The organism is Massilia antarctica, assembly GCF_015689335.1.
Lineage (GTDB): Bacteria > Pseudomonadota > Gammaproteobacteria > Burkholderiales > Burkholderiaceae_D > Telluria_A > Telluria_A antarctica.
Window position 1 is genome coordinate 3,039,316 of record NZ_CP065053.1, and the last position, 25,493, is coordinate 3,064,808.

Consider the following 25,493-nt stretch of genomic DNA (forward strand, 5'->3'; position numbering starts at 1 on the left):
TATGAGCACAAGCACACTAGATCACGCACACGGCCATGACCACGATCATAGCCACGATCACCCGACGGGCCTGACCCGCTGGCTGTTCGCCACCAACCACAAGGATATCGGTACCCTGTACCTGTGGTTCTCGCTCATCATGCTGCTGTCCGGCGGCGTGCTGGCGCTGATGATCCGTACCGAACTGTTCAAGCCGGGCCTGCAATTCTTCCAGCCCGAGTTCTTCAACCAGCTGACCACGATGCACGGTCTGGTGATGGTGTTCGGCGCGATCATGCCGGCCTTCGTCGGCTACGCCAACTGGATGATCCCGCTGCAAGTGGGCGCCTCCGACATGGCCTTCGCACGGATGAACAACTTCTCGTTCTGGCTGCTGCCACCGGCGGCGATCCTGCTGGCGACCTCGTTCCTGGTGCCTGGCGGCGCGACCGCCGCCGGCTGGACCCTGTACGCTCCGCTGTCGACCCAGATGGGCCCCGGCATGGACATGGCGATTTTCGCGATGCACCTGATGGGCGCCTCGTCGATCATGGGTTCGATCAACATCATCGTCACCATCCTGAACATGCGCGCTCCCGGCATGACCCTGATGAAAATGCCGATGTTCTGCTGGACCTGGCTCATTACCGCCTACCTGCTGATCGCCGTGATGCCTGTGTTGGCTGGCGCGATCACCATGACCCTCACCGACCGTCACTTCGGCACCTCGTTCTTTAACGCTGCCGGCGGCGGCGACCCGGTCATGTACCAGCACATTTTCTGGTTCTTCGGCCACCCCGAGGTGTACATCATGATTTTGCCGGCCTTCGGTATCGTCTCGCAGATCCTGCCGGCGTTTGCCCGCAAGCCACTGTTCGGCTATGCCTCGATGGTCTACGCAACTGCTTCGATCGCGATCCTGTCGTTCATCGTCTGGGCTCACCACATGTTCACCACCGGCATGCCGGTGACCAGCCAGCTGTTCTTCATGTACGCCACCATGCTGATCGCGGTCCCGACCGGCGTGAAAGTGTTCAACTGGATCGCCACGATGTGGAAGGGTTCGATGACGTTTGAGACCCCGATGCTGTTTTCGGTCGGCTTCATCTTCGTGTTCACCATGGGTGGTTTCACCGGCCTGATCCTGGCCGTGACCCCGATCGACATCCAGTTGCAGGATACCTACTACGTCGTGGCCCACTTCCACTACGTGCTGGTGGCAGGTTCCCTGTTCGCCCTGTTCGCCGGCTTCTATTACTGGTCGCCAAAGTGGACTGGCCACATGTACAACGAATTCCGCGGCAAGATGCACTTCTGGCTGTCCTTGATCACGTTTAACATCACCTTCTTCCCGATGCACTTCCTGGGTCTGGCGGGGATGCCACGCCGTTATGCGGATTACCCGGCGCAGTTCACCGACTTCAACTCGATCGCCACCATCGGCGCCTTCGGTTTCGGCCTGTCGCAGGTGTACTTCCTGTTCTTCGTGGTCTTGCCGACCATCCGTGGCGGCGCCAAGGCGGCCGACAAGCCATGGGATGGCGCCGAAGGCCTGGAGTGGACTGTGCCGAGCCCGGCTCCGTTCCACACCTTTGAAACGCCGCCGACGGTGAAGTAATTTAAGTAAGTAAGCCATACAGCGGCGCGGGCGGCCTGCGGGAGCCCGCGCTACTGAACTTGTAAGCGAAACGCCATGTCTGATCCAAAAAAGCCGAACAACGCGAGAACGGGCCTGATTCTGGGCGCCGTGGCCTTATTTTTCTTCGCGATGGTGTTTATCAAACGCATCTGGCTGTGAGCTGACGTGGCTACTGAACAATCCGGCACGCTGAAACTCAATCGCACCATGCTCGGCAAGCTGCTGGTCGTGGCGGCGCTGATGTTCGGCTTCGGCTATGCCCTGGTTCCCGTGTACAAGCATATGTGCGAAATGCTGGGAATCAACGTACTGACCCAGGCCGATGGCACGGTGGCCTACGACAAGAATACCCAGATCGACAAGTCGCGCACGATCACGATCGAGCTCGACGGCAATTCGCAGGGTCCGTGGCGCTTCCGCCCGACCGCGCGCAGTGTCGATGTCCATCCGGGCGAACTGACCACCGTCACGTACGAGGTGGTCAATACGCAGAACCGGACCGTGCAGGCGCAAGCGATTCCGAGCTACGCGCCGCAGTCGGTGACGCCGCACTTTAAAAAGGTCGAGTGCTTCTGCTTCAAGCAGCAGACCTTGAAGGCGAATGAAGCGAAGCAGATGCCGGTGGTGTTTTACATCGATCCGGCGCTGCCGCGCGAAGTGAAGACGATTACCTTGTCGTACACGTTCTTCGAGATTGCCGGTACCCAGGCAGTAGCAGCAAAATAGGGGCCGCGATGACGGATTCGAACAAAGGCAACGAGCGAAATACAGGCAACGAGCGCAAGGCGTCGTTCGGGGCCACGATGAAAGCGGTGTTCTGGTCCTTCCTGGGCATCCGCAAACGCAGCGATTACGAAAAAGATTCGGCCAGCCTGAATCCGGTGCATGTGGTAATTGCCGGATTGATTGGGGTGATGTTGTTCATTGGCGTACTGATCGCCCTGGTGAAATTTGCCGTGTCGGGCCATTGACGACAGGGCGGCCAGGGCGCCGGATGCCCGATCAGGTTTTATAAATTAGCAATAAATTCACCGCATACAGTTTGATTTAGGAGATGAAGATGAGTTCACCACACGCCGCCGCACCGTATTATTTTGTGCCGGGCCCGTCCAAATGGCCGATGGCCGCGGGCTTGTCGCTGCTCGTCACGATGCTGGGCGCTTCGGGCTGGGTCAATGACCAGTCCTGGGGCCCGGCGGTCAATATCGCCGGCATCCTGTCGACCCTCCTGGTGCTGTACTTCTGGTTCGGCGACGCCATCGGCGAATCCGAATCGGGCCAGTACGGCAAGCGCATCGACCTGTCGTTCCGCTGGTCGATGAGCTGGTTCATCTTTTCCGAAGTCATGTTCTTCGGCGCCTTCTTCGGCGCCCTGTTCTATGCGCGCACCATTTCCACCCCGTGGCTGGGCGACCTCGATCACAAGATGATCTGGCCCGATTTCGCGGCCCAGTGGGGCGGCGCCAGCCCGGCCGGCACCATCGACAGCTTCACGACCATGGGTCCGTTCCCGATCCCGACCATCAATACCGCGCTGCTGCTGCTGTCGGGTGTGACCCTGACCATCTCGCACCACGCCCTGCGCGCCGGCCACCGTGCCGCGACCGCGTTCTGGCTGGCCGCCACCATCTTGCTGGGCGCGACCTTCATGGGCTTCCAGGTGTATGAGTACATGCACGCTTACACCGAGCTGAACCTGAAGCTGACCTCGGGCATCTACGGTTCGCTGTTCTTCATGCTGACCGGCTTCCACGGCTTCCACGTGACCCTGGGCGCGATCATGCTGTCGGTGATCCTGTACCGCGTCATGAAGGGCCACTTCACCGCCGAGAACCACTTCGGCTTCGAAGGCGCGGCCTGGTACTGGCACTTTGTCGACGTCGTCTGGCTCGGCCTGTACATCGTCGTCTACTGGCTGTAAATGACACCATGCTGCGGAGGGTGCGCCCTCCGGCAGGTGTAGAACAAGAAAAACCGGGGACAGTCCACCAAGCGGTGGCCTGTCCCTCATGCCGTTGGCTTACGAACCGTCGCCCCCGCGCAGGCGGGGGTCCAAGTTCTCCGTTCAGCCACAGGCTGCGAAGCACACTTGGGCCCCCGCCTGCGCGGGGGCGACGGTTTCGAGGTTAACGGCGGCGCAAAAAAGCCCAGGTCACGGCATGATGACCTGGGCCCGATGTTGGGTAAGACGATGCTATCCTCCACGCCCGGTGGCGTTGAGCGCCTCAGCGAATGCCGGTCGGCGCGATCCAGCCCATCTTGTAGCTGCCCAGCAGTATCAGGAACAGGGTGATCGACAAGCCCACGCGCAAGGCCAGCGCATGCACCGTGCGGTTGCTCTTGCCCTTGTCGCGCATCAGGAAGAACAGGGCCGAACCAAGGCTTCCGAGGATCAGGATGAAGGCAATGGCAACGAGGATTTTCATATTGAGCTCGAATTTTTTGAGTAAGGCATCATTGTAATGCGTATCCGCTTCCGGTTTCGGGCGATCCCCTTCGTGGCCACGGTGCTGCTGGTGGCCCTGGGCATCGTCCTGGGACGCTGGCAGGATGGCCGCGCCGCCGAAAAAATCGCCCAGCAGGAACTGCTGCGCACGCGCGCCGGCGGGGCCGCCCTGGCGCTCGGCGCCCAGGTCCTGGCGCCCGAGGCGGTCGAACTGAGCCCGGTCACGGTGACCGGCGAATTCGTGCGCGACTGGCCGCTGTTCCTGAACAACCGGCCGCAGCAGGGCAAGGTCGGCTTTTATCTGGTGATGCCGCTGCGCATTTCCGGCACCAATATGCATGTGCTGGTGGCGCGCGGCTGGCTGCCGCGCTACACGGGCGAGTTCGACCGCCTGCCCGATTTCGACACACCATCCGGCACGGTGACGGTGACCGGGCTGGCGCGCGCCAGCATGGGCCACGTCATGCAGCTCGGCACGCCGACCCCGGTGGCGCCGAAGGCGATCGTGCAAAACCTGGCGCCGGCCGACTTCGCGCAAGCGAGCGGCCTGGCCGTGCAACCGTTCTTTCTTCAACAAGGCGGCCCGGCGCCGGCCGGCGACAAGCTGGCGCGCGACTGGCCCGCTCCCTCCCTCACGGTGGCCAAGCACCAGGGGTATGCATTTCAATGGTATGCGCTCGCTGTCATGGCGCTGCTCTTTTTTGTGATTACAGGATTTCGACGTGGAACAAAAGAAAACGACTGAAGCAAATCAATGGAGCGGCCGCTGGAAACTGCTGGCCGTGGTATTCGTGTGCGCGGCGCCGATGCTGTTTTCCTACCTCACCTATTACGTGATCAAGCCGACCGGGCGCACCAATTACGGCGCCCTGATCGACCCGCAGCTGTACCCGATCCCGGCGGCGCTGGGCGCCACCACGCTCGACGGCAAGCCGGCCGCGCTCGACAACTACAAGGGCAAATGGATCATGCTGCAGGTCGGCCCGGGCGAGTGCCCGCAAGCCTGCCGCGACCAGCTGGTCGCCATGCGCCAGCTGCGCCTGATGCAGGGCAAGGAAATGGAACGCCTGGAGCGGGTCTGGCTGGTGACGGATGCCACCCCGATCGACACCATGCTGATCCGCGTGGTGGACGGCACCCACATGCTGCGCGTGCCGGCGGCGGCGGTCACCTCCTGGCTGCCTGTCGAGCCGGGCGGCAACGCGGCCGACCACATGTACCTGATCGATCCGATGGGTCACCTGATGATGCGCTTCCCCAAGCAGCCCGACCCGTCCAAGGTCAAAAAGGATATCGGCAAAGTGCTCAAAGCTTCCGCGATCGGTTAAGCGATGCAGCTCTCGTCCATGGTGCAACTCGGTCTGCAGGGCTTGCTGGCGGCCTGCCTGCCGCTGGCGATGGTCTGGATGTCGTCCGATCCCAACAAATACCGCAAGCTGGTCTGGATCACGGTGTTCGTCACGTTCGACCTGATCGTGTTCGGCGCCTTCACGCGCCTGACCGATTCGGGCCTGGGCTGCCCGGACTGGCCGGGCTGCTATGGCGCGGCCAATCCCTTCCTTGCGCATGCCGATATCTCCGCCGCCGAAACCCTGATGCCGACCGGACCGGTGACTGTGCAAAAGGCATGGATCGAAATGATCCACCGCTTCGGGGCGATGGCCATTGGCGTGCTGGTCGCGGCGTTGACGGCGACCGCCTGGATCCAGTGGCGCAAGACGCGCCGCGCCGAGTTCGCGCCGGGGCTACCGACCGTGCTGCTCGGCATGGTGCTGCTGCAGGGTGCCTTTGGCGCCTGGACCGTGACGCTCAAGCTGCAACCGGTGATCGTCACCACCCACCTGCTGCTGGGGATGGGCTTGCTTTCCATGCTGGTATGGCTGGGTGCGCGCCAGAACCGCGCCGCCGCGCTGGCCCACGGACGCTTCACCGCGCCGGCCGCCGCGCCGCCTGGCGCCGCGCCCTCCATGCTGGGCCGCCTGGCCTTGGCCGCGGCCCTGGTGCTGGCCGTGCAGATCGCCCTGGGCGGCTGGGTCAGCACCAATTACGCGACCCTGGCCTGCGCCGATTTCCCGCTTTGCAATGGGAACATCGTGCCCGAGATGGACTTCGGGCACGGCTTTACCTTGTGGCGCGCGCTGGGCAAGACCGCGGCCGGACACTACCTGCCGTTCGCGGCCTTGACCGCGATCCACTGGGTGCACCGCAACTTCGCCTTCGTCGTGCTGGCCGTGCTGGGCCTGGCGGCCTGGCGCGCGCGCGCCCATCCGGGTGTGGGCCGGCACGCGCGCGGGATCGCCATCGTGCTCGCGCTCCAGGCCACGACCGGCATCGCCACCGTCTACCTGAACTTTCCACTGACCATCGCGGTACTGCATAACGCCGGCGCGGCGCTGCTGGTGCTGATGGTGACCATGTTAAACTACAAAATCAAGTACCCCTCCGGCCCGGTACTGCAAGCTAGCCACCACCAATGACAACCCAGACCGCAACACACAAAACCGCCAACCGCGCCGCCCAGTATTGGGCGCTGACCAAACCGAGAGTCACCCAGCTGGCCGTGTTCTGCGCCGTGATCGGCATGCTGCTGGCCACGGAAGGGGTGCCCAGCTGGCGCATCCTGCTGCCGGCCACGGTCGGCATCTGGCTGCTGGCGGGCGCCGCCTTCGCCGTCAACTGCCTGGTCGAAGCCGAGATCGATGCGCGCATGGCGCGCACCGCGCGCCGCGCCACCGCCATGGGCGAACTGACCAAGACCCAGACCCTGATTTTTTCCGCCATCATCGGCGGGGCCGGCATGGCCGTGCTGTACACGATGGTCAATCCGCTGACCATGTGGCTCACCTTCGTGACCTTTGTCGGCTACGCCGTCATCTACACCATGATCCTGAAGCCGGCCACGCCGCAAAATATCGTCATCGGCGGGCTGTCCGGCGCGATGCCGCCGGCGCTGGGCTGGGCGGCGGTCGCCAACGACGTGCCGATGCAAGCCTGGCTGCTGGTGCTGATCATTTTCGTGTGGACCCCGCCGCACTTCTGGGCCCTGGCCATGTACCGGCGCGACGATTACGCGCGCTCGGGCTTGCCGATGCTGCCGGTCACGCACGGCATGAACTTTACCGGTTTCCACGTCTGGCTGTATTCGATCGCGCTGGCGGCCACCACCGTGCTGCCGTACGCGGTGCGCATGAGCGGCCACATCTATCTGGCCTCGGCGGTGGTGCTCAATGCCGTGTTCCTGTGGCATGGCTGGCAGGTGTACCGCCACTATTCCGACCAGGTGGCGCGCAAGGCGTTTACATGGTCCATCATTTACCTGTCCTTGCTGTTTGCCGCTTTGCTGCTCGACCACTACGTCAAATTATGATCAAAAAACTGTTCGCCCTGTGCGCGCTGGGCCTGCTGCTGGCCGGATGCGACAAACCGGCCGCCACTGCCCCGGCCAAGGCCCTGAGCTTCCAGAACACCGACCTGACCGGCCTCGGTTACGCGCGCGACTTCGCGCTCACCGACCACAACGGCAAGCCGCGCACCCTGGCCGACTTCAAGGGCAAGGTGGTGGTGATGTTCTTCGGCTATACCCAGTGCCCGGACGTGTGCCCGACCACCATGGCCGAAATGGCGGCGGTGATGAAGGAACTCGGTCCCAAGGCCGACCAGGTGCAGGTACTGTTCGTCACCATCGACCCCGCGCGCGACACCCAGGCGCTGCTGGCGCAGTACGTGCCGGCGTTCGATCCGCGCTTCCTCGGCCTGTATGGCGACCTTGAGGCGACCGCCAAGGTGGCCAAGGAATTCAAGGTGTACTACGCCAAGGTCGACGGCAAGAACCCGGGCAGCTATTCGATGGACCACACGGCGGCCAGCTATGTATTCGACCGCAACGGCAAGGTCCGCCTGTTCGTGCGCCATGGCAAAGGCCCGGCGCCGGTCGTGCACGACATCAAGCAATTGCTGGACTGATCCACCAATTCACCTGACGGGACCACCATGGACCAGGCACGCGGCGGCAGGAATTACGCTTACATGGGCGCCATCGCGCTGCTCACCATCGGTTGCCTGTACGTGCTGCGGCCCTTCCTGGCGGCGATCCTGTTCGCCGCCGCCATCGTCATTTCTTCCTGGCCGATCTACCTGTACGTGCTGGCGCACATGCGCGGACGGCGTACCCTGGCCGCGCTGACCCTGACCCTGACATTGACCTGCCTGGTGATTCTGCCGATCGCGCTGGTGGCCTACAACCTGGCCGACGATATCGGCCGCTTCTACGAGCAGCTCAAGGCCGCCGTGGCCACCGGCCATGTCGAGCCGCCGGCCTGGCTGCGCCAGATACCCCTGGTTGGCGAAACGGTGTACACCTATGTCGGCACCCTGGTATCGAGCCGCGAACAGATGATGGAACTGGCCCAGCGCCTGCTGGAACCGGCGCGCCACTACCTGCTGGGCGGCGGCATCGTGCTCGGCGCCGGCGTCGCGCAGATGAGCCTGGCCGCCTTCGTCAGCTTCTTTTTATACCGCGACGGCCACACCCTGCTGGTGGCCATCGGCGTGGCCATGAGCCGCATCATCGGCGAGCGCGCGCACCGCATCGCCACCACCGTCAGCCAGACCGTGCGCGGCGTCATGTACGGCTTGCTGGGAACGGCGCTGGCGCAAGCCCTGGTGGCCGCCATCGGCTTTGTGATCGCCGGGGTGCCGGGGGTGCCGCTGCTGGCCGTGGCCACGTTCGTGATGTCGCTGGTGCCGGTCGGCCCGCCCATCATCTGGGGCGGGGCGGCGATCTGGCTGTTCAACCAGGGCCAGACCGGCTGGGCCATCTTCATGGTGGTGTGGGGGCTGGTGCTCATCAGCGGGGTGGACAACGTGGTCAAGCCGATGCTGATCAGCCGCGGCAGCAGCCTGCCGTTCCTGCTGGTGTTGCTGGGCGTATTGGGCGGGGTGCTGGCCTTCGGTTTTGTTGGCCTGTTCATCGGCCCGACCCTGCTGGCGGTGGGCTACTCGCTGCTGCGCGAATGGACCGGCATCGAGCCGGCGGCCGTTAACGATGTCTGAGCTAGCGGCATCATGGCCTGTTTCCTGAAGGGGCTTCTTGGCGCCCTGTTGATGCTCGCGTTGGCGGCAGCGATCATTCCTCAGTATTCGGATTATCGTGTCCTAGCGGAAACCAGTAATTTACTAGTTCAACTTGAACCTGTGCAGCGCGCCATTGAAGCCGATGCTGTCAAACAAAAATCATTTGCAGGCATGGCAAAGCACCTTGCAAACACTGCATTCATTCCAAATAAGCTGACTGTGTTCGAGGTCACCGAGGCAGGTGTGATTATTGCCAAAGGCGGGAGGGACGGACAGATGATCATCTGTCCCCCTCATTGCTTGACGGGAAAATCACGTGGCGATGTCTCGGCGCCCCTGACCATGACGTGCCCGCCAGGTGCAAAAGCGCCCGTCCGTAGGCGGATCGCAGCGCCTCATCCCCCCGTTTGATCAGTCCTGTTCGTCCGTATCGAGCGTACGTTCGATCTGCGGGATCACCTTGATCAGCACGATGCGCGGACCGTTCATCTTCTTGACCACGATGTCGAAATGCGGGAATTCGATGCGCTGACCCTGCTTGGGAATGTCGCCCAGCTTGACCATCAACAAGCCACCGACCGATTCTACCTCATCCAGTCCCAAGGTCTCGTTATCGATATCGATGCCGAGAATCCGTTCGAGCGAGAAGATCGGCAGGCTGGCCTTGCCGATCAGGGTGCCGTCCGGCTGGCGCAGCCAATCGTTTTCGTTCAAGCGGAATTCGTCGCGGATTTCACCGACCATGGCGCCGAGCAGATTATCCAGGGTGATGAAGCCGACCGGGCGCTTGCCCTTTTCACCGATCAGCGCGAAGTGCGGCGCACCGTCGCGAAAGCGGCGGAACATTTGCTGCGCCGGGGTGCGCGCCGACATCGTTTCCACCGGACGCAGGAATTGCGTCAGATCCTTGATCGGACGCCCCGCCTGCTGGGCGAAAAACAAATCCTTCAGGTGGATCACGCCGAGCACGTCTTCGCCATTGGCATCGAAGTAGGGATAGCGGCTGAAGCGGTTCCTCACCACGGTCTGCAAATTGTCTTCCAGCGATTTGCTGGCGTGCAGGGCGATGACTTCATTGATCGGACGCATCAGGTCGGCCACCGACAACTGGCTGAAGTCGAGCGACTGGGCCAGGATGTGGCGCTCGTCGCGCGTGAATTTCTCGCCGGGCTGGCTGGTGCGCAGGATCAGCTTGAGTTCATCGGTCGAATAGTGCGCGTCGTGCCCGCCCGGACCGGACAAGCCCGCCAGGCGCAGCACCAGGTTGGCGCTGCCGTTGAGCAGGTAAATGGCCGGGTACATCGACCAGTAGAAAATGTACAGGGCCGGCGCGGTCCACAGGCCGACCACTTCCGGATTGCGGATCGCGAGCGACTTCGGCGCCAGCTCACCGACCACGATGTGCAGGAAGGAAATCACGCTGAAGGCGATCATGAACGAGACCGTGTGGATGATCTTGGCCGACGTGACGCCCACCAGGCCGAACACCGGTTCGAGCAGGCTGGCGAAGGCCGGCTCGCCTACCCAGCCCAGGCCCAGCGAGGCCAAGGTGATGCCCAGCTGGCAGGCCGACAGGTAGGCGTCGAGCTGGCCGTGGACCTTGCCCAGCAGGCGCCCGCGCAAGCCCTGGCTTTTGGCGATCGCGCGCACGCGGGTTTTTCGGAGGGTGACGATGCCGAATTCGGCTGCCACGAAAAAGCCATTGAGCGCGACCAGGAACAGGGCGAGCACGACCAGTAAGGCATTTTGCATAAGGAGTTCGGTTAGTTTTTCGCTTGGCCACAGGGGACCGGGATGGACATTGTACCGTTCATGGCGTGCTGAACACACCCTGATGCACGGAGGAAAGGATCGCTTCGACCGCGGGGTGCTTGATTTTACGCTCGTTGGAGATGGCATAGACGTGCTCGCGCACTTGCGGCACGTGGCCCGCCAGCACCGCGCCGAACTGGTCGGCCAGGTCGGTGGCCAGTGCCGCCGGCGCGAAAAACAGGCCGGCGCCGCGCCGTCCGAAGGTGTTGAGCAGGGCGTTGTCCTCGAATTCGCCGACCACGTCGGGCCGCACATTGTGTAGCTCGAACCATTCGTCGATGCGCCCGCGCAGGGCGTTGTTGCGGGTCGGCAGCAGGAAAGGCGCGCCGTTCAGCTTGTCGGGAAAACCTTGCGCGTAAGCCCCGGCCAGGGCCGGCGTGCCGACCACGATGGTGTCGCTTTCGAACAGCATGTGGCTGAACACGCGCAAGGTGGTGCCGGAACGCACCGGACGGTCGGTCAGCACCACGTCCAGCTTGTGCAGGGCCAGATCGGCCAGCAAGGCTTCGAACTGGTCTTCGTAGCATACCAGGCGCACCGGCGTGGCCAGGTGCAAGGTGGCTTCCAGCAGGCGGAAGGCGGTCAGCTTGGGCAAGGAGTCGGAAATGCCGACCGTGAGCCGGGTGCGCCCGCTGTCAGCCTCGCCCAGCGCTTCCTGCAATTGCTCGCCCAGCAGGAAGATCTGGTCGGCGTAGGCCAAGGCCAGGCGCCCGGCTTCGGTCAGCTGCAAGCCGCGCCCCTGCTGCATGAACAGGGATTTGCCGATCGCTTGTTCGAGCTGGCTGATCTGGGTGCTGATGGTCTGGATCGCCAGTCCCAGACGCTCGGCGGCGCGCGTGACGCCGCCTTCCTTGGCCACCACCCAGAAGTAATACAGGTGGCGAAAATTCATTCCAGTATTTTTCATGCTTCGGTTTTTCAGAAGTAATCCTCAGATTATCTCCTATTTTTAAATTCGGTGCAGGGGGCTACACTGCATGCATCAACAATAACAAGTGAGGGAAATCAAACCATGAAGCATTTTAGAATTTCATTTTTAGTCACCTTGGTCTGCCTTGCGGTGGCCGGATGGTGGGGCTATCAGCACCATGGCGTGAGCGGCATGTTCACGGCCCTGGGCGTGGCGGCGATCCTGGGCATCATGGAAGTGTCGCTATCGTTCGATAACGCGGTCGTGAACGCCTCGGTGCTCAAGACCTGGGACGATTACTGGCAAAAGCTGTTCCTGGGCGTGGGTATCATCATCGCCGTGTTCGGTATGCGCTTGCTGTTTCCGCTGGTCATCGTGGCGCAAGCTGCCGACCTGGGCATCATGGAAGTGTGGAACCTGGCTTTGTCGGATCCTAAGGCGTACTCGGCACACCTGACGGCCCACCATGCGGAAGTGGCGGCCTTCGGCGGCATGTTCCTGCTGCTGGTGTTCCTGAACTTCCTGCTGGACGATGAAAAAGAGACCCACTGGCTCGGCCGCATCGAAGAAAAGCTCGGCGCACTTGGCAAGGTCGGTTCGATCTCGGTGATGATTGCCCTCGGTACCCTGATGGCCAGCATGGGTCTGGTAGCCGAAGCACAAAAGATGGTCGTGCTGATGGCCGGCCTGTGGGGTATCTTGATTTATGTGGGTGTGGACACGATCAGCAGCCTGCTGGAAAGCGAAGAGGAAGGCAGCAATGTCGGCGACATGGTCAAGCGCGGTGGCGTCGGTGGTTTCCTGTACCTGGAAGTGCTCGATGCATCGTTCTCCTTCGACGGCGTGATCGGCGCGTTTGCGATCACCACCGACGTCGTGATCATCATGCTGGGCCTGGCTATCGGCGCGATGTTCGTGCGTTCGATGACGGTATTCCTGGTAAAGAAGGGCACGCTCGACGAATTCGTCTACCTGGAGCACGGCGCGCACTATGCGATCGGTATCCTGGCGCTGATCATGCTGGCCAGCATGAAGTTCCATATACCTGAAATCTTTACCGGCCTCGTAGGCGTGGCCTTCATCGCTGCCTCGCTGTGGTCGTCGGTGCGTCACAAGAAAGAGCAGCTGGTGCTTGCGTAATAAGCGCTGCTTAATACAAACGCGGCAGACTGAAGAACACCAGTGTGCCGCGTGATTCCCCCCGGTGTTCATTACTTTATTTTTACTAACTTTTGGAGAATCACCATGCCAGTCAGCTTGCAAAAAGGCGGTAACGTCAACCTGAGTAAAGAAGCACCCGGCCTGACCAAGATGATCGTCGGCCTCGGCTGGGATACCCGCGCCACCGACGGCAGCGCGTTCGACCTGGACGGCGCGGTCTTCCTGCTTAACGCCAGCGGCAAGGTCCGTTCCGACGCCGACTTCATCTTCTACAACAACCTGAAATCGGCCGATGGCTCGATCACCCACTCGGGCGACAACACCACTGGTGCCGGCGACGGCGACGATGAAAGCGTCACCATCGACCTGGCCAGCGTGCCGGCCGATATCGACAAGGTGGTGCTGGCCGTGACGATTCACGATGCCGAGACACGCCGCCAGAATTTCGGTATGGTGTCGAAAGCCTTCGTTCGCTGCATCAACGCCGCCGGCAATGCCGAAATCGCCCGCTACGACCTGTCGGAAGATGGTTCGACCGAAGCGGCCATGGTCTTCGGCGAAGTCTACCGCGCCGGCGCCGACTGGAAATTCCGCGCCATCGGCCAGGGCTTCCAGGGCGGCCTGGGCCCCCTGGCCAAGAGCTACGGCGTCAACGTTTAACGTGATCCACGGCCCGCTTCGCGGCGGGCCGTCACCAAGGAGCAAGCATGGCAGTGTTTACAGTCACAGGCGATATCGACCCTTTCCTGCACGTTTCCATGACGCGCGGCGACACGATTTACTGCGAATCGGGCGCCATGGTCATGATGGAGTCCGCGCTTGACCTCAAGGGCAAGATGCAGGGCGGCATAGGCAGCGCGCTGATGCGGCGCTTCGCCAACGGCGAATCGTTCTTCCAGCAGCATATCGAAGCGGTGCGCGGCGATGGCGATTGCCTGCTCTCGCCGACCCTGCCGGGCGCGATGCAGATCATCGAGTGCGGCCAGCGCCAGTACATGCTCAGCGACGGCGCCTTCGTCGCCGCCAGCGCCAAGGTCGAGCTCAAGGTGCGCACCCAAAGCCTCGGCAATGCGCTGTTCGCCGACAGCGGCGGCTTTTTCGTCACCGAGACCAGCGGTAGCGGCCAGGTGGTCGTGTCCGGCTTCGGTTCGATGAACGAGCTGGTGGTCGAGCAGGGCAAGGACATCACGATCGACAATTCGCACGTGGTCGCCTGGGATAGTACCCTGCACTACACGCCGTCCATCACGACCGGCACCAGCGGCGGCTTTTTAGGCAACCTGATCAACAGCCAGACCAGCGGGGAGGGCATCGTGCTACGCTTCTCCGGCAATGGCAAAGTGTATATTTGTTCGCGCAACCGTGCCTCGTTCCAAGCCTGGGCGGCCGGCAACGCGCGTTAAAACCAAGGAGTCCTACCATGTCAGTCAATCTGCAAAAAGGCCAGAAAATTTCTCTGGATAAAGAAGCCGGCAGCACCCTGACCCGTATCACCATGGGCCTGGGGTGGGATGCCATCAAGACCAAGGGCTTGTTCGGCTTCGGCGGCAAGACCCAGGCGGTCGACCTGGATGCGTCCTGCCTGCTGTTCGACGAGAGCAACCGCGCGGTTGACGCGGTCTGGTTCCGCCAGCTCAAGAGCAAGGATGGCAGCATCGTGCACACGGGCGACAACCGCACCGGTGCGGGCGACGGCGACGACGAGCAGATCCTGGTCGACCTGAGCCAGGTGCCGGCCAACGTCAAGTCGCTGGTGTTTACCGTGAACAGCTTCACGGGCCAGAACTTTTCGCAGGTCGAGAATGCCTACTGCCGCATCATCAACGGGTCCAACGACAAGGAAGTGGCGCGCTTCGATCTGTCGGTGCAGGGCGAGCACACGGCCCAGATCATGGCCAAGCTGTACCGTCACAACGGCGAGTGGAAGATGCACGCGATCGGTGAAAACGGCAGCGGCCGCACTTTCGACGAACTGATGCCGAAGATCACTCCGCATCTGTAAGTGCCGGCGCCTTGCGCCGCGAACGCCCCGCACCCCGGCCCCTGTCCATGCGATACGGGTTTTTGGCGCGGGGCGTTTTTTTTCGCGCATGGCGCCACTGCGCCCTGCTAGAATCGCGCTCAGCACAGCAAGCGGGGCCCAGCCCGCGATGCGGCACTTTTCATGGCAAAGCGTTGTATGACCGTTGAACTTCCCCGCGCCGCCGCGCTGCCGGCCGCGCCGCCGGCCGGCAGCGGCGCGGCCATCACGCCGCGCTGCCTGTCGATCGACCTCGAAGTGGGCGTGCACGATGGCCTCATCCATCAGTTCGCCGCCGTGCGCGGCGACAGCGGCGCCGCCTTCGTCTTCAAGCAGGGTGACTTGGACGCGGCGCTGGCGCGGCTCGACGATTTCGCGGACCCGGTCGCCTTCCTGCTCGGACACAAGCTGATCGACTTCGATGCGCCCCGCCTGGCTGCTGTGGCACCGCAACTGCGCCTGCTCAAGCTGCCGATGGTCGATACCCTGCGCCTGAACCCGCTCGCATTTCCGCGCCACCCGTATCATCATCTGGTCAAGCATTACAAGGAAGGCCAGTTGCAGCGCGGCAGCCTGAACGACCCCGAAGCCGACGCCCGCCTGACCCTGCGCCTGTTCGCCGACCAGCTGGCCGCCCTGCGCGAGATGCACGACAGCGCCCCCGGGCTGCTGCTGGCCTGGCACTGGCTCACCAGCAGCGCCGATACCCTGTCCGGCCTCAATTCCCTGTTCATGATGGTGCGGCGCGGCGCACGCCCGAGCGACGCCGACGCCATCGGCGCCATCCTCAAGCGCCTCGACGGACAGGCCTGCCTGGTGCAGGCGCGCGCCATCGCCGCCGACGCCGCCAACCTGGGCTGGGCGTTGGCGTATGCGCTGGCCTGGCTGTCGGTCGCGGGCGGCAATTCGGTCATGCCGCCCTGGGTGCGCCACCAGTTCCCGCAAGCGGCGCAACTGGTGCGGCGCCTGCGCGATAGCCCCTGCGAGGATCCGGCCTGCGCCTGGTGCGGCGAGCGCCATGACCCGCGCAAGGAACTCAAACGCTGGTTCGGCTTCGATGCCTTCCGCCCCGAACAGTGCGACAGCAAGGGCCGCCCCTTGCAGGAAACGATTGTCGAGGCGGCCATGCGCGGACGCCATGTGCTCGGCATCCTGCCGACCGGCACCGGCAAATCGCTGTGCTACCAGATTCCGGCGCTGTCGCGCTACGACAAGAGCGGCGCGCTGACCGTGGTCATCTCGCCGCTGGTGGCGCTGATGGCCGACCAGGTGGCCGGGCTGGAAGCGCGCGGCATCAGCTGCGCCGTGGCGATCAACGGTCTGCTGTCGATCCCGGAGCGGGCCGCCGCGCTGGACCGGGTGCGCCTGGGCGACGCCGGCATCGTCATCGTTTCGCCCGAGCAGCTGCGCAGCCGCGCGCTGCGGCGCGTGCTCGAACAGCGCGAGATCGGCGCCTGGGTGCTTGACGAAGCGCACTGCATCTCGAAATGGGGCCACGATTTCCGTCCCGATTACCGCTATGTGGGCCGCTTCATCCGCGAGCGCGCCGGCGGCGCCGCCATTGCACCGGTGCTGTGCCTGACCGCCACCGCCAAGCCGGACGTGGTGGCCGACATGCTGGCCCATTTTCGCCACAAGGTCGGCATCGAACTATTGGCCTGCGACGGCGGCGCCAGCCGCGACAACCTCGATTTTTCCGTGCTGCCGACCACACCCGCCGAAAAATTCGCCCACATCTACCAGACCCTCGAAGCGCAGCTGCCGGCCGATGCGCCGGGCGGCGCCATCGTTTACTGCGCGACCAAAAAAAACAGACCGAGGAAGTGTCGGCCTTCCTGCGCAGGAAAGGCGTGAACGCGGGCCATTTCCATGCCGGCTTGCGCGGCCAGGTCAAGAAAGACATGCAGCACGCCTTCATCAGCGGCGCCATGAAGGTGATCGCCGCCACCAATGCCTTCGGCATGGGCATCGACAAGCCGGATGTGCGCCTGGTGATCCACGCCGACATTCCCGGCTCGCTCGAAAACTACCTGCAGGAAGCCGGACGGGCGGGGCGCGACCGGGCCCAGGCCCTGTGCGTGCTGCTCTACACGGCGGAAGACGTGGAGCGCCAGTTCGGCATGTCGGCCCGTTCGCGCCTGTCGCAGCAGGACATCCAGACCGTTCTGCGCGCGATCAAGCGCCTGGAGCGCAAGAAGCATGGCGACGGCGACATCATCGCCACCGCCGGCGAAATCCTGAGCGAGGATATCGACGGCGCCTTCGAGCGCGACTCGGCCACCGACGACACCCGCGTGCGCACCGCCATCGCCTGGCTGGAAGAAGCGCGCCTGCTCACGCGCGAAGAAAACCAGGTGCAGATCTTTCCATCGTCGCTGCGCGTGGCCTCGGTCGAGGAAGCCGAGGCCAGGCTGGCCGCCAGCGCGCTGTTCGGGCAGCACCGCGATGCGCTGCTCAACCTGGTGCGCACCCTGATCGCGGCCGACGCCGACGAGGGCGTGTCCACCGACGACTTGATGAACGCCTCGGGCCTGTCGGCCGAGAAGGTGCGCGCCGCCCTGTACGACCTGGAGAAATGCGGCATCGCCAGCAACGACACGGCCCTTACCGCCTTCGTGCACGTGGCGGTGGAGCGCTCCTCGAAACGTTTGCTGGAACAGGCCAGCGCGCTCGAAGTGGCGCTGCTGGCCGACCTGCGCGAGCATGCGCCCGACCTGGCCAAGGGCGACGCTTCGGTGCTGCACCTGCGCCACGCCAGCCAGCGCCTGAAGGATGCCGGCCTGGCCGACGCCGTGCCCGAAAAAATCCTGCGCATCGTGCGCAGCCTGGCCAATGACGGCCATGGCGAGGACAGCGCCGGCAGCGTCAGCGTGCGCCAGCTCGACGCCGAGAGCCTGCAATTGACCTTGCAGCGCAACTGGAACGATATCGCGACCACCGCCGCGCTGCGGCGCGCTGCCGCCGCCACCTTGCTCGAGCACCTGATCGCGGTCTTGCCGGACGATGCGCGCGGCAACGACCAGCTGGCCGACACCTCGCTCGGCAAGCTGCTGGCCGCGCTCGGCAAGGATTTGCTGCTGGCGGAGCGCTTCAAGGCCTCGGGCCGGCTGGTCGACCGTGGCCTGCTGTGGCTGCACGAGCAGGGCGTGATCCGCCTTAACAAGGGGCTGGCGGTGTTCCGCCCGGCCATGACGATCCGCCTGGCGCAGGAAAAGCGCGGCTTTTACAAGGCCGACTTCGCGCCGCTGCAACTGCATTACGACGAACAGGTGGTACAGATCCACGTCATGGATGAATACGTGCGGCGCGGCCTGCAAAAGATGGCAGATGCACTGCAACTGGCCATGGATTATTTCAGCATGGAGCGCGAGCAGTTCATCGGCCGCTGGCTGGGCGAGCGCGACAAGGAACTGGCGCGCCAGACCACGCCGGCCTCGTGGCGCGCGATCGTCGAGAGCCTCGACAACACGGCCCAGCAACGCATCGTGGCCGACGACCGCGAACGCACCAACGTGCTCACCCTGGCCGGGCCGGGATCGGGCAAGACGCGCGTGCTGGTGCACCGCATCGCCTATCTGGTGCGGGTGCGGCGCGAAAACCCGCGCGCCATCCTGGTGCTCACCTATAACCGCCACGCCGCCGTCGAAATCCGCCAGCGCCTGGCCAGGCTGATCGGCGCCGACGCCAACGGCGTCATCGTGCTGACCTGCCACGCCCTGGCCATGCGCCTGGCCGGGATCAGCTTCGAGAAGCGGATCGGCGCCGACGATGAGCTGTTCAGGACCATCATCCCGCAGGCGCTGGCCTTGCTGGACGGGAGCGGCCTGGCGCCGCAGGAAGCGGACGAGCAGCGCGACCGCCTGCTCGGTGCCTTCCGCTGGATACTGGTGGACGAATACCAGGATATCGGGCCGGACCAGTACGCGCTCATTTCGGCGCTGGCGGGCCGCAACAGCGCCGATGAAGACGCAAAACTGAGCCTGTTCGCGGTCGGCGACGACGACCAGAACATCTATTCCTTCAACGGCGCCTCGGTCGATTTCATCCGCCGCTTCGAGCACGATTACAGCGCCAGGCCGGCCTACCTGACCGAGAATTACCGTTCGACCCGGCATATCATCGATTGCGCCAACCAGCTGATCGCGCCGGCGCGCGCGCGCATGAAAAGCGCGCACCCGATCAGCATCGACTGCGCGCGCGGCCAGGCCGATGCCGGCGGCGCGTGGCAGCAGCGCGACCCGGTCGGCCAGGGCCGGGTGCAGATCATCGACGCCGGCGCCGACGATGTGAGCCAAGCGCTGGCCGTGATGGCCGAACTGCAGCGCCTGGCCGCGCTGGACCCGGCGTGGGACTGGGCCGGCGTGGCCATCATCGCGCGCGAGTGGAAAACCTTGGAGCCCTTGCGCACGTACTGCATGCTCAACGCGATCCCGGTGCAGCTGGCTAACGAAGACATGGTGCAGTTCTGGCGCCTGCGCGAAACCCAGGCGCTGGTGCGCTGGCTGCAAGGGCGCGCCGCGGCGCTGGTCGACAGCGCGGCGATCGAGGCCTGGCTGGCCACCCGGCCGCAGAATGCCTGGCTGGCGCTGTTGCGCCAGGCGGTCCAGGAGTACGCGCTGGACACGGGAGGGGCGCAGCTGCCGGTGGACCATTGCATCGAATGGCTGGTCGACTGGGGCCGCGAAGCGCGCCGCCGCCAGAGCGCATTGCTGCTGTCGACCGCGCACAAGTCCAAAGGGCTCGAGTTCGACCACGTCGCCGTGCTTGATGGCCACTGGGACGCCTGCGGTCCGAACGACGATGCCGACGCGCCGCGCCGGCTGTATTACGTGGCCATGACGCGCGCACGCGCCACCTTGACCCTGGCGCGTTTTTCGCCGTCGCGCGTGCGCCGCGCCAGCCTGGCGGACGAGTTGGGGGAGGCCTCTTGGCTGCTGCGGCGCGCGCCCGTGGCGCCGGCGGCGCCGCCACCCGCCATGCGGCGCCGCTACCTGCAGCTTGGGATGCAGGATGTCGATATCGGCTTCGCGGGGCGGATGGCGCAGGACGACCCGGTGCACCGCGCCATCGCCGCGTTGCGCATCGGTGAGCCGCTCGCACTACGTGAAGGCAAAACCAGATGGGAACTGGCCACGCCGGGCGGCGTGCTGGTGGGGCAATTGGTCAAGTCGTTCACGCCGCCGCCCGGGATGCGCTGCGTGGCGGGGCGGGTGGCGGCCATCGTGGAGCGGCGCGCGGGCGATGGCGCCGCCGAGTACCAGCGCCTGTGCCGCTGCGCGACGTGGGAGCTGGTGCTGCCCGAGCTGGTGTTCGAGCCGGCCTAGCCTCAGTGCCCGCTTTTCTGCACCAGCGCGCTGCCCACCCCGTGGCGCTTGCCTTCGCTGACCGCCGTCACGCTGCCGTCGGCATTGAAAACGATGGCATTGGCCGCGCCGATTTCTTCCGGCTTTGTGTGCCATTTGTAGCCGAGTTTTTCCAGTGCCAGCGCCTGGGCGCTGCCGGCAAAACCGGGCTCGCTGTCGGTCACGGCATCGTTGCGCTGGCTCAGGCGCGGAGCATTGATAGCCTGGTCCATCGGCATGCCGAAGTCGACGTGATTGACGATGGTTTGCAGCACCGTGGTGATGATGGTGGCGCCGCCCGGGCTGCCGACGGTAAACGCCGGCTTGCCGTTGCGTAGCGCAATGGTCGGCGCCATGCTGCTGCGCGGGCGCTTGCCCGCTTCCGGCACGTTCGGGTGCGGGCCGCTGAAATCGAAATCCGTCAATTCATTATTGAGCAAGAAGCCGTAGCCCGGCACCACGATGCCGCTGCCGCCCCAGGATTCGATGGTGAAGGTGTAGGCCACCACATTGCCTTCCTTGTCAGATACGGCCAGGTGGGTGGTGTGGGCGCTGTCGGCCAGCAGGCGCGCGGCCTGCGGACGCTGCGGCACGCTGGGGTCGTTCTGGAAGGGATACGGATCGCCCGCCAGCGCCTTGGCGCCTGCGCGCTCGGCATTCATCTGGGCGCGCCGGCGCGCCGCGTAATCCTTGCTGAGCAGGCCGGCCACCGGCGCGTCGACGTATTCGGGATCGGCCAGGTAGGCGTTGCGGTCGGCAAAGGCCAGGCGGCTCGCTTCCAGGTAAAGATGCTCGGCGCTGGCGCGCGGCAGGGCCTTGAGGTTGTAGCTTTCGAGCAGGTTGAGCGCTTCGCCGATGGCGATGCCGCCGCTGCTCGGCAGGGGCATGCCGTACAGTTCGTAGCCGCGGTAGGTGGTTTTCACCGGCGGGCGGATGCGCGCTTCGTAGTTGGCCAGGTCGGCCAGGGTCATGGTGCCGGCGCGCACGCGCACCCCGGCCGCTACCGGCGGCTTGAGCACCGTATCGACGATGGCGCGCGCGATCGGCCCCTGGTAAAAGGCTTTCTGGCCCTGGGCGCCGATCTCGCGGTAAGCCTTGGCCAGGCCGGGGTTCTTCAGCAAGGCGCCGACCGGCAGGGGCTTGCCGTCTTTCAGGTAGAGGGCGCTGCTGCTGCCAAACAGCGCAAATTTTTTCTGGTTCTCGGCGCTCATGCGGTGGAAGTTCTCGCTCACCGCGAAGCCCTTGGTGGCCACGCCGATGGCCGGCGCGAGTACCTGCTTGAACGACATGGTGCCGTAGCGGCTCAGCGCTTCATGCCAGCCGCGCACGGTGCCGGGCACGCCGACCGAGGCGCCGCTGGCGAGCGTGGCCTCGAAGTCGCTATCCTTGCCGTTTTCCTGGAATATGGTGGGGGTGATGCTGGCCGGCGCCGTTTCGCGGTGATCGACCGTGATCACGCGCTTGTCCTTGGCCAGGTAAATTACCATGAAACCGCCGCCGCCGATGCCGCAGCTGTAGGGATCGGTCACGCCCAGGGTGGCGGCGGCGGCGACGGCGGCGTCGATCGCATTGCCGCCCTTGTCTAGAATGGCCATGGCCGCTTGCGACGCCTGTTCACTGATGGTGGCGACCGCGCCGCCGGTGCCGCTTGCCACCGGGGTCCTGGCATGGGCCAGGGGAATGATCAGGATGAGGGAACAGGCGAGGGCGAGGCGGCGGGCGGCGTGGGTCATGTGGTCTGGTCGTCTTGGCGGCTTAGTGGCTTGGTGGTGAAGGCTGGCCGATGTTCAGGATGACCGGCTGGGCCTCGGGAGGCGGCGCCTTGCTGGGGCGCGGAGGCGGCGGGTCGATGGCCAGCGCGATGTTCAACTCGGGCCGCTGTAGCGATGCGTAGGCCGGCGCGGCTGGCTCCAGGGTGAACGGCTCGACCGCGGTAGGGTAAATCAAGGTGAAATAATAGACGATCTTGCCGGCGCTGATGCACACCACGTCGGGTGGGCAGCGGCTGTCTTCGACGCGCTCGTAGCGCAGGGTGGCATCCGGCGCCACCAGGGTGCTGTGTTGCGGCAACAAGGCAACCGTGCCGTTTTGTTTGGGACGCATCAACTCTTCCTTCACTGGCGCGGCGCTGCAACTGGTAAACACCCCGGCGGCGGCGAACGCGAAAATCAACTTGTTCATGATGGCTCCTCAGTAGTGGAAAGCCGATCATAGATCATATCAATTTCGCCACTGTGTGGCCGCGCAATTGGCGAGCTGCGGCGCCGCGTGCCCATCGGCAAGGCTGGAGCCGGCCATGCCGGCTCCAGGTATGGCGCTCAGGCCACGCTATCCTGCAGGCGCCGACGGGTGCGGCGGGTCAGGCCGATCACGGCCAGGCCGAGCGCCAGCATGGCGTAGGTTCCCGGTTCCGGCACGGCCGCGGTGTAGACGGTCAGGGTCGGGTTGAGCACGCTCAAGCCAGAGCGCGAATCCTGGCGGTGGACGACGCCGTCGGGCGTGGTCCAGACCGCCGGGGCGGCGAACAAGGTCATGCTGCTGTTCAAGGAGAGGGTCATCACGTCCCTGAGCGTCAGGTTGGCGGCGCTGAACACGAAGGAATCGTTGCCATTGAGCTTGTTGACACTGCGGTTGCCCTGGCTGCTCCAGTCGTCCGCGCCGCTGGCGAACAGGCTGACCGAGCCGCGATTGGTGGCCGTCCCGGCGCCAGCCAGGCCGCCCGGCGCCACGGCAGGGTCGAGGGTGCCGGCGAAGGTGGCCGAGAAGGAATAGCCGGTGACCTGGTAGCCGGCACGCACCGCAAATGTCATGTCGGCGGAATAAGCGTCGCCGGCGGCATCGCTGGTGCTGAGGGCCATGCTGCTGGCAAAATCGCTGAAGCGGATCGTGGTCGCGCCGGCCACGTCGGACACGAGCACGTCGGCCAGCGCCGAATCGGGATTGGTGAAAGTGAAGCCGGTCGCTTCGATGACGGTCGGCGCAGCCGATGCCGTGGCGGACGCAAAAGCCAGCGCCACGGCGCCCATCTGCAATGTAAACAAGTTCATCGGTTCCATTTCTTTTTCAGTGTCACATCGACGAACGCCGCAACGGCGCTCCTGGGTAGCCATCATAGTCGAGGGCCAGCCGGGCATCAAAGCATAACATTGTAAGAAAGGTATTGGGCGCGGCAGCGCGCTCGATTGCCACGCAAGGCCGCCAGCCGGGGACGCGGCGGCTCGCGGCTTTACGCGTCGAGGCTGTCCTGCAGGCGCTTGCGGGTGCCGCGCGTGAAGACGATGACGGCCACGCCGGCGGCGAGCATCACATAGGTTTCCGGTTCCGGGACCGATTGCGAGGCCACGCTCGGACGCGCGCCGGTGGCGCTGAAACCGCTTCCTGCTTGCTTGGCATAGCTGGCGCGCACGTCCGCAAAGCCGTGGCGCGCGCCGGAGCCGCCCCACGCCGGCACAGTGCCGTTGGCGTAGGCGCCGATGGCGCCGCTCAGGTCGATTTCGGCGGGGAGCGCCGCCTCGCCAGGGCGCAAGTGCATGGCGCGGGTGACATCGCCCAGGCTGAACGCGCCGGCGCCGCGGTTGTCGGCCAGTTCGATGCCGGCGTGCTGGGCATACCGTTTGCTCAAATTGCTCAGGGCCGGGGACTCGATCAGGGCCGGTGCGGCGCCGGCCAGGCCGGGCGCCAGTACCAGGGCGGCCAGGCTTCGCGTCCATGTGAAATGTTTCATTTGCAGACTACCTATTCATATTTGGCTGTGAAAAAGGCTGTATCGGCGCGCGTGGCGGCTCGGGAGCCCATGTTATTGCCGCGCTCAGACACCGGCACGGTATGCATGATACGTCAAAGTCGGATTATAAATATGTAATCAAGTGTATTGACTTGTACAAGCTTGACGATCTGTACCGACGAAAAAAATGCCGCCTAGTCTACACCAGGCGGCATCGGCGCGGGGGCGCCAGGCGTGCGCGGGCTCAAATATAAGCCGACAGCGCACCTTTCATTTTCTTCAAGGCAGCACTTTCGATCTGGCGGATGCGCTCGGCGGAGACGCCGAATTCGTCCGCCAGCGCGTGCAGGGTGGCGCCGGAACCGTCGTCGTTGGCCAGCCAGCGCGCTTCGACGATGCGGCGCGAACGGGCGTCGAGCTTGCCCAGCGCCGTTTCCAGCCCTTCCGACTGCAGGCGCGTGACCTGTTCGGCTTCGAGCACCTTGGTCGGCTCGGACAGGTCCGAGGACAGGTAGGCGATCGGCGAGAACTTGTCGTCTTCGTCGTCGGTCGGCGCTTCGAGGGCGATGTCGCGGCCCGACAGGCGCGTTTCCATTTCGATCACTTCTTCGCGCTTGACGTCGAGCAGCTTGGCCAGCGCATCGATCTGGGTCGGGGTCATGGCGTCCAGGCCCTGCTTGTTGCTGCGCAGGTTGAAGAACAGCTTGCGCTGGGCTTTGGTCGTGGCGACCTTGACCAGGCGCCAGTTCTTCAGGATGTACTCATGCATTTCGGCCTTGATCCAGTGCATGGCGTACGACACCAGGCGCACGCCCTGGTCCGGATCGAAACGCTTGACCGCCTTCATCAGGCCGATATTGCCTTCTTGAATCAAATCGGCGTGGGGCAAGCCATAACCGAGGTAGCCGCGCGCGATCGAGACCACCAGGCGCAGGTGCGACAGCACCAGCTCCTGCGCGGCGGCGAGATCGTTATTCTTTTGCAGGCGCTGGGCCAGGGAAATCTCTTCCTCGTGGGTCAGCATCGGCAGGCGGTTGACCGCCGAGATATAGGCATCGATATTGCCCAGATTGCCGGTGAAACCGAGTCCTAAAGCACGATTGCCGGTCGGAACCAATGCGGATTGTGCGGACAACGTCATCATGTATTTCCTCGTAGAGTGTCTGTGCTGATCATCGAATGCCCGGGCCGGATGCGGGTCCGGGGCGACTGTTGCGGTCTGATGCCAGCGGTGGCTTCGGGGATTCCCCGCCATGCAAGACCCTATATTAGCACTCTCTCGCATCGAGTGCCAATGCCGAGAATATATGGCGGCGATAGCGAAATGATATTACTTAGAGGCAAGCATAAATTCGCAGGTTTCACTCTAGTGGAGGCTTCAATTCGG

At 64.2% G+C, this 25,493-nt stretch carries 26 protein-coding genes; 18 read left to right on the forward strand and 8 right to left on the reverse strand.

The features are described 5' to 3' along the window. Position 1: 1 nt before the first annotated feature. From ctaD to IV454_RS13755, 5 genes are all read left to right on the forward strand, one after another. Positions 2-1,597 (forward strand): cytochrome c oxidase subunit I, encoded by a 1,596-nt coding sequence (ctaD, locus tag IV454_RS13740; protein ID WP_054266411.1) that lies wholly within the window; start codon positions 2-4, stop codon positions 1,595-1,597. A 75-nt stretch (positions 1,598-1,672) separates the two neighbouring features. Next, complete coding sequence (locus IV454_RS32815; RefSeq protein WP_219728959.1) at positions 1,673-1,777, forward strand: cytochrome oxidase small assembly protein; 105 nt, start codon at positions 1,673-1,675, stop codon at positions 1,775-1,777. A gap of 6 nt (positions 1,778-1,783) precedes the next feature. Continuing rightward, the gene (locus tag IV454_RS13745) at positions 1,784-2,344 is read left to right on the forward strand and encodes a cytochrome c oxidase assembly protein (protein ID WP_267691571.1); all 561 of its coding nucleotides are present in this window, start codon (positions 1,784-1,786) and stop codon (positions 2,342-2,344) included. A gap of 8 nt (positions 2,345-2,352) precedes the next feature. Next, positions 2,353-2,589, forward strand: coding sequence for a DUF2970 domain-containing protein (locus IV454_RS13750; protein ID WP_206091901.1), 237 nt, complete (start codon positions 2,353-2,355; stop codon positions 2,587-2,589). Between the two features lie 89 nt (positions 2,590-2,678). Beyond that, on the forward strand, positions 2,679-3,539 hold the full coding sequence (locus IV454_RS13755; protein WP_206091902.1) for a cytochrome c oxidase subunit 3: 861 nt from the start codon (positions 2,679-2,681) through the stop codon (positions 3,537-3,539). 304 nt (positions 3,540-3,843) lie between these two features. On the opposite strand, the gene IV454_RS13760 is transcribed toward IV454_RS13755, so the two are convergent. Beyond that, entirely contained in the window at positions 3,844-4,044 is a 201-nt protein-coding gene (locus IV454_RS13760; protein ID WP_206091903.1) for a twin transmembrane helix small protein, read from the reverse strand. Between the two features lie 36 nt (positions 4,045-4,080). Between IV454_RS13760 and IV454_RS13765 the strand changes: the two genes are divergently transcribed. The 7 genes from IV454_RS13765 to IV454_RS13795 are packed head-to-tail and all read left to right on the forward strand — an operon-like array spanning position 4,081 to position 9,548. Continuing rightward, complete coding sequence (locus IV454_RS13765) at positions 4,081-4,809, forward strand: SURF1 family protein (protein ID WP_206091904.1); 729 nt, start codon at positions 4,081-4,083, stop codon at positions 4,807-4,809. Then, complete coding sequence (locus tag IV454_RS13770) at positions 4,787-5,392, forward strand: SCO family protein (protein WP_206091905.1); 606 nt, start codon at positions 4,787-4,789, stop codon at positions 5,390-5,392. The genes IV454_RS13765 and IV454_RS13770 overlap by 23 nt, the downstream gene beginning before the upstream one ends. Before the next feature lie 3 nt (positions 5,393-5,395). After that, a complete protein-coding gene (locus tag IV454_RS13775) occupies positions 5,396-6,541 on the forward strand; it encodes a COX15/CtaA family protein (RefSeq protein ID WP_206091906.1) in 1,146 nt (381 codons plus the stop codon). Then, positions 6,538-7,431, forward strand: a complete 894-nt coding sequence (cyoE, locus tag IV454_RS13780; protein WP_054266418.1) for a heme o synthase — start codon at positions 6,538-6,540, stop codon at positions 7,429-7,431. The genes IV454_RS13775 and cyoE overlap by 4 nt, the downstream gene beginning before the upstream one ends. Then, a complete protein-coding gene (locus IV454_RS13785; protein ID WP_206091907.1) occupies positions 7,428-8,027 on the forward strand; it encodes an SCO family protein in 600 nt (199 codons plus the stop codon). The genes cyoE and IV454_RS13785 overlap by 4 nt, the downstream gene beginning before the upstream one ends. A 27-nt stretch (positions 8,028-8,054) precedes the next feature. Beyond that, positions 8,055-9,116 carry an AI-2E family transporter gene (locus IV454_RS13790; RefSeq protein ID WP_206091908.1) on the forward strand — a complete coding sequence of 354 codons (1,062 nt, stop codon included), beginning with the start codon at positions 8,055-8,057 and terminating at the stop codon, positions 9,114-9,116. Positions 9,117-9,128: 12 nt separating this feature from the next. Then, positions 9,129-9,548: a hypothetical protein gene (locus tag IV454_RS13795; RefSeq protein WP_206091909.1), complete on the forward strand. Its 420-nt coding sequence runs from the start codon at positions 9,129-9,131 to the stop codon at positions 9,546-9,548. Here the strand turns inward: IV454_RS13795 and IV454_RS13800 are convergent, their stop codons facing one another. Both IV454_RS13800 and nhaR read right to left on the reverse strand, forming a co-directional pair. Beyond that, a complete protein-coding gene (locus IV454_RS13800) occupies positions 9,549-10,889 on the reverse strand; it encodes a hemolysin family protein (RefSeq protein WP_206091910.1) in 1,341 nt (446 codons plus the stop codon). A gap of 58 nt (positions 10,890-10,947) precedes the next feature. After that, a complete protein-coding gene (nhaR, locus tag IV454_RS13805) occupies positions 10,948-11,856 on the reverse strand; it encodes a transcriptional activator NhaR (RefSeq protein WP_206091911.1) in 909 nt (302 codons plus the stop codon). A gap of 105 nt (positions 11,857-11,961) precedes the next feature. On the opposite strand from nhaR, the gene IV454_RS13810 reads away from it, so the two are divergent. From IV454_RS13810 to IV454_RS13830, 6 genes are all read left to right on the forward strand, one after another. Further along, positions 11,962-12,999 (forward strand): DUF475 domain-containing protein, encoded by a 1,038-nt coding sequence (locus IV454_RS13810; protein ID WP_206091912.1) that lies wholly within the window; start codon positions 11,962-11,964, stop codon positions 12,997-12,999. Between the two features lie 105 nt (positions 13,000-13,104). Next, a complete protein-coding gene (locus tag IV454_RS13815; RefSeq protein WP_054266423.1) occupies positions 13,105-13,680 on the forward strand; it encodes a TerD family protein in 576 nt (191 codons plus the stop codon). Between the two features lie 47 nt (positions 13,681-13,727). Beyond that, a complete protein-coding gene (locus tag IV454_RS13820) occupies positions 13,728-14,423 on the forward strand; it encodes a TIGR00266 family protein (protein ID WP_054266424.1) in 696 nt (231 codons plus the stop codon). Between the two features lie 17 nt (positions 14,424-14,440). Beyond that, positions 14,441-15,022 (forward strand): TerD family protein, encoded by a 582-nt coding sequence (locus tag IV454_RS13825; RefSeq protein ID WP_054266425.1) that lies wholly within the window; start codon positions 14,441-14,443, stop codon positions 15,020-15,022. Positions 15,023-15,199: 177 nt separating this feature from the next. After that, the gene (locus IV454_RS32820) at positions 15,200-16,894 is read left to right on the forward strand and encodes a DEAD/DEAH box helicase (RefSeq protein ID WP_229522233.1); all 1,695 of its coding nucleotides are present in this window, start codon (positions 15,200-15,202) and stop codon (positions 16,892-16,894) included. Continuing rightward, positions 16,891-20,364, forward strand: coding sequence for a UvrD-helicase domain-containing protein (locus IV454_RS13830; protein ID WP_229522234.1), 3,474 nt, complete (start codon positions 16,891-16,893; stop codon positions 20,362-20,364). The genes IV454_RS32820 and IV454_RS13830 overlap by 4 nt, the downstream gene beginning before the upstream one ends. A 2-nt stretch (positions 20,365-20,366) precedes the next feature. Here the strand turns inward: IV454_RS13830 and ggt are convergent, their stop codons facing one another. From ggt to rpoH, 5 genes are all read right to left on the reverse strand, one after another. Then, positions 20,367-22,115 (reverse strand): gamma-glutamyltransferase, encoded by a 1,749-nt coding sequence (ggt, locus tag IV454_RS13835; protein WP_206091913.1) that lies wholly within the window; start codon positions 22,113-22,115, stop codon positions 20,367-20,369. A gap of 22 nt (positions 22,116-22,137) precedes the next feature. Continuing rightward, complete coding sequence (locus IV454_RS13840; RefSeq protein ID WP_206091914.1) at positions 22,138-22,563, reverse strand: hypothetical protein; 426 nt, start codon at positions 22,561-22,563, stop codon at positions 22,138-22,140. A 137-nt stretch (positions 22,564-22,700) separates the two neighbouring features. After that, positions 22,701-23,429 (reverse strand): PEP-CTERM sorting domain-containing protein, encoded by a 729-nt coding sequence (locus tag IV454_RS13845; RefSeq protein WP_206091915.1) that lies wholly within the window; start codon positions 23,427-23,429, stop codon positions 22,701-22,703. A gap of 179 nt (positions 23,430-23,608) precedes the next feature. After that, positions 23,609-24,106, reverse strand: coding sequence for a PEP-CTERM sorting domain-containing protein (locus IV454_RS13850; RefSeq protein WP_206091916.1), 498 nt, complete (start codon positions 24,104-24,106; stop codon positions 23,609-23,611). A 244-nt stretch (positions 24,107-24,350) separates the two neighbouring features. Then, positions 24,351-25,250, reverse strand: a complete 900-nt coding sequence (gene rpoH / locus IV454_RS13855; RefSeq protein ID WP_054266431.1) for an RNA polymerase sigma factor RpoH — start codon at positions 25,248-25,250, stop codon at positions 24,351-24,353. Positions 25,251-25,493: the final 243 nt, after the last annotated feature.

Bases quoted from the DNA above. Each gene is read 5' to 3' on its own strand.
- ctaD (WP_054266411.1), top strand. From the start codon at position 2: ATGAGCACAAGCACACTAGATCACGCACACGGCCATGACCACGATCAT.
- IV454_RS32815 (WP_219728959.1), top strand. From the start codon at position 1,673: ATGTCTGATCCAAAAAAGCCGAACAACGCGAGAACGGGCCTGATTCTG.
- IV454_RS13750 (WP_206091901.1), top strand. From the start codon at position 2,353: ATGACGGATTCGAACAAAGGCAACGAGCGAAATACAGGCAACGAGCGC.
- IV454_RS13755 (WP_206091902.1), top strand. From the start codon at position 2,679: ATGAGTTCACCACACGCCGCCGCACCGTATTATTTTGTGCCGGGCCCG.
- IV454_RS13760 (WP_206091903.1), bottom strand. From the start codon at position 4,044: ATGAAAATCCTCGTTGCCATTGCCTTCATCCTGATCCTCGGAAGCCTT.
- IV454_RS13765 (WP_206091904.1), top strand. From the start codon at position 4,081: ATGCGTATCCGCTTCCGGTTTCGGGCGATCCCCTTCGTGGCCACGGTG.
- IV454_RS13775 (WP_206091906.1), top strand. From the start codon at position 5,396: ATGCAGCTCTCGTCCATGGTGCAACTCGGTCTGCAGGGCTTGCTGGCG.
- cyoE (WP_054266418.1), top strand. From the start codon at position 6,538: ATGACAACCCAGACCGCAACACACAAAACCGCCAACCGCGCCGCCCAG.
- IV454_RS13785 (WP_206091907.1), top strand. From the start codon at position 7,428: ATGATCAAAAAACTGTTCGCCCTGTGCGCGCTGGGCCTGCTGCTGGCC.
- IV454_RS13790 (WP_206091908.1), top strand. From the start codon at position 8,055: ATGGACCAGGCACGCGGCGGCAGGAATTACGCTTACATGGGCGCCATC.
- IV454_RS13795 (WP_206091909.1), top strand. From the start codon at position 9,129: ATGGCCTGTTTCCTGAAGGGGCTTCTTGGCGCCCTGTTGATGCTCGCG.
- IV454_RS13800 (WP_206091910.1), bottom strand. From the start codon at position 10,889: ATGCAAAATGCCTTACTGGTCGTGCTCGCCCTGTTCCTGGTCGCGCTC.
- nhaR (WP_206091911.1), bottom strand. From the start codon at position 11,856: ATGAAAAATACTGGAATGAATTTTCGCCACCTGTATTACTTCTGGGTG.
- IV454_RS13810 (WP_206091912.1), top strand. From the start codon at position 11,962: ATGAAGCATTTTAGAATTTCATTTTTAGTCACCTTGGTCTGCCTTGCG.
- IV454_RS13815 (WP_054266423.1), top strand. From the start codon at position 13,105: ATGCCAGTCAGCTTGCAAAAAGGCGGTAACGTCAACCTGAGTAAAGAA.
- IV454_RS13820 (WP_054266424.1), top strand. From the start codon at position 13,728: ATGGCAGTGTTTACAGTCACAGGCGATATCGACCCTTTCCTGCACGTT.
- IV454_RS13825 (WP_054266425.1), top strand. From the start codon at position 14,441: ATGTCAGTCAATCTGCAAAAAGGCCAGAAAATTTCTCTGGATAAAGAA.
- IV454_RS32820 (WP_229522233.1), top strand. From the start codon at position 15,200: ATGACCGTTGAACTTCCCCGCGCCGCCGCGCTGCCGGCCGCGCCGCCG.
- ggt (WP_206091913.1), bottom strand. From the start codon at position 22,115: ATGACCCACGCCGCCCGCCGCCTCGCCCTCGCCTGTTCCCTCATCCTG.
- IV454_RS13840 (WP_206091914.1), bottom strand. From the start codon at position 22,563: ATGAACAAGTTGATTTTCGCGTTCGCCGCCGCCGGGGTGTTTACCAGT.
- IV454_RS13845 (WP_206091915.1), bottom strand. From the start codon at position 23,429: ATGAACTTGTTTACATTGCAGATGGGCGCCGTGGCGCTGGCTTTTGCG.
- IV454_RS13850 (WP_206091916.1), bottom strand. From the start codon at position 24,106: ATGAAACATTTCACATGGACGCGAAGCCTGGCCGCCCTGGTACTGGCG.
- rpoH (WP_054266431.1), bottom strand. From the start codon at position 25,250: ATGATGACGTTGTCCGCACAATCCGCATTGGTTCCGACCGGCAATCGT.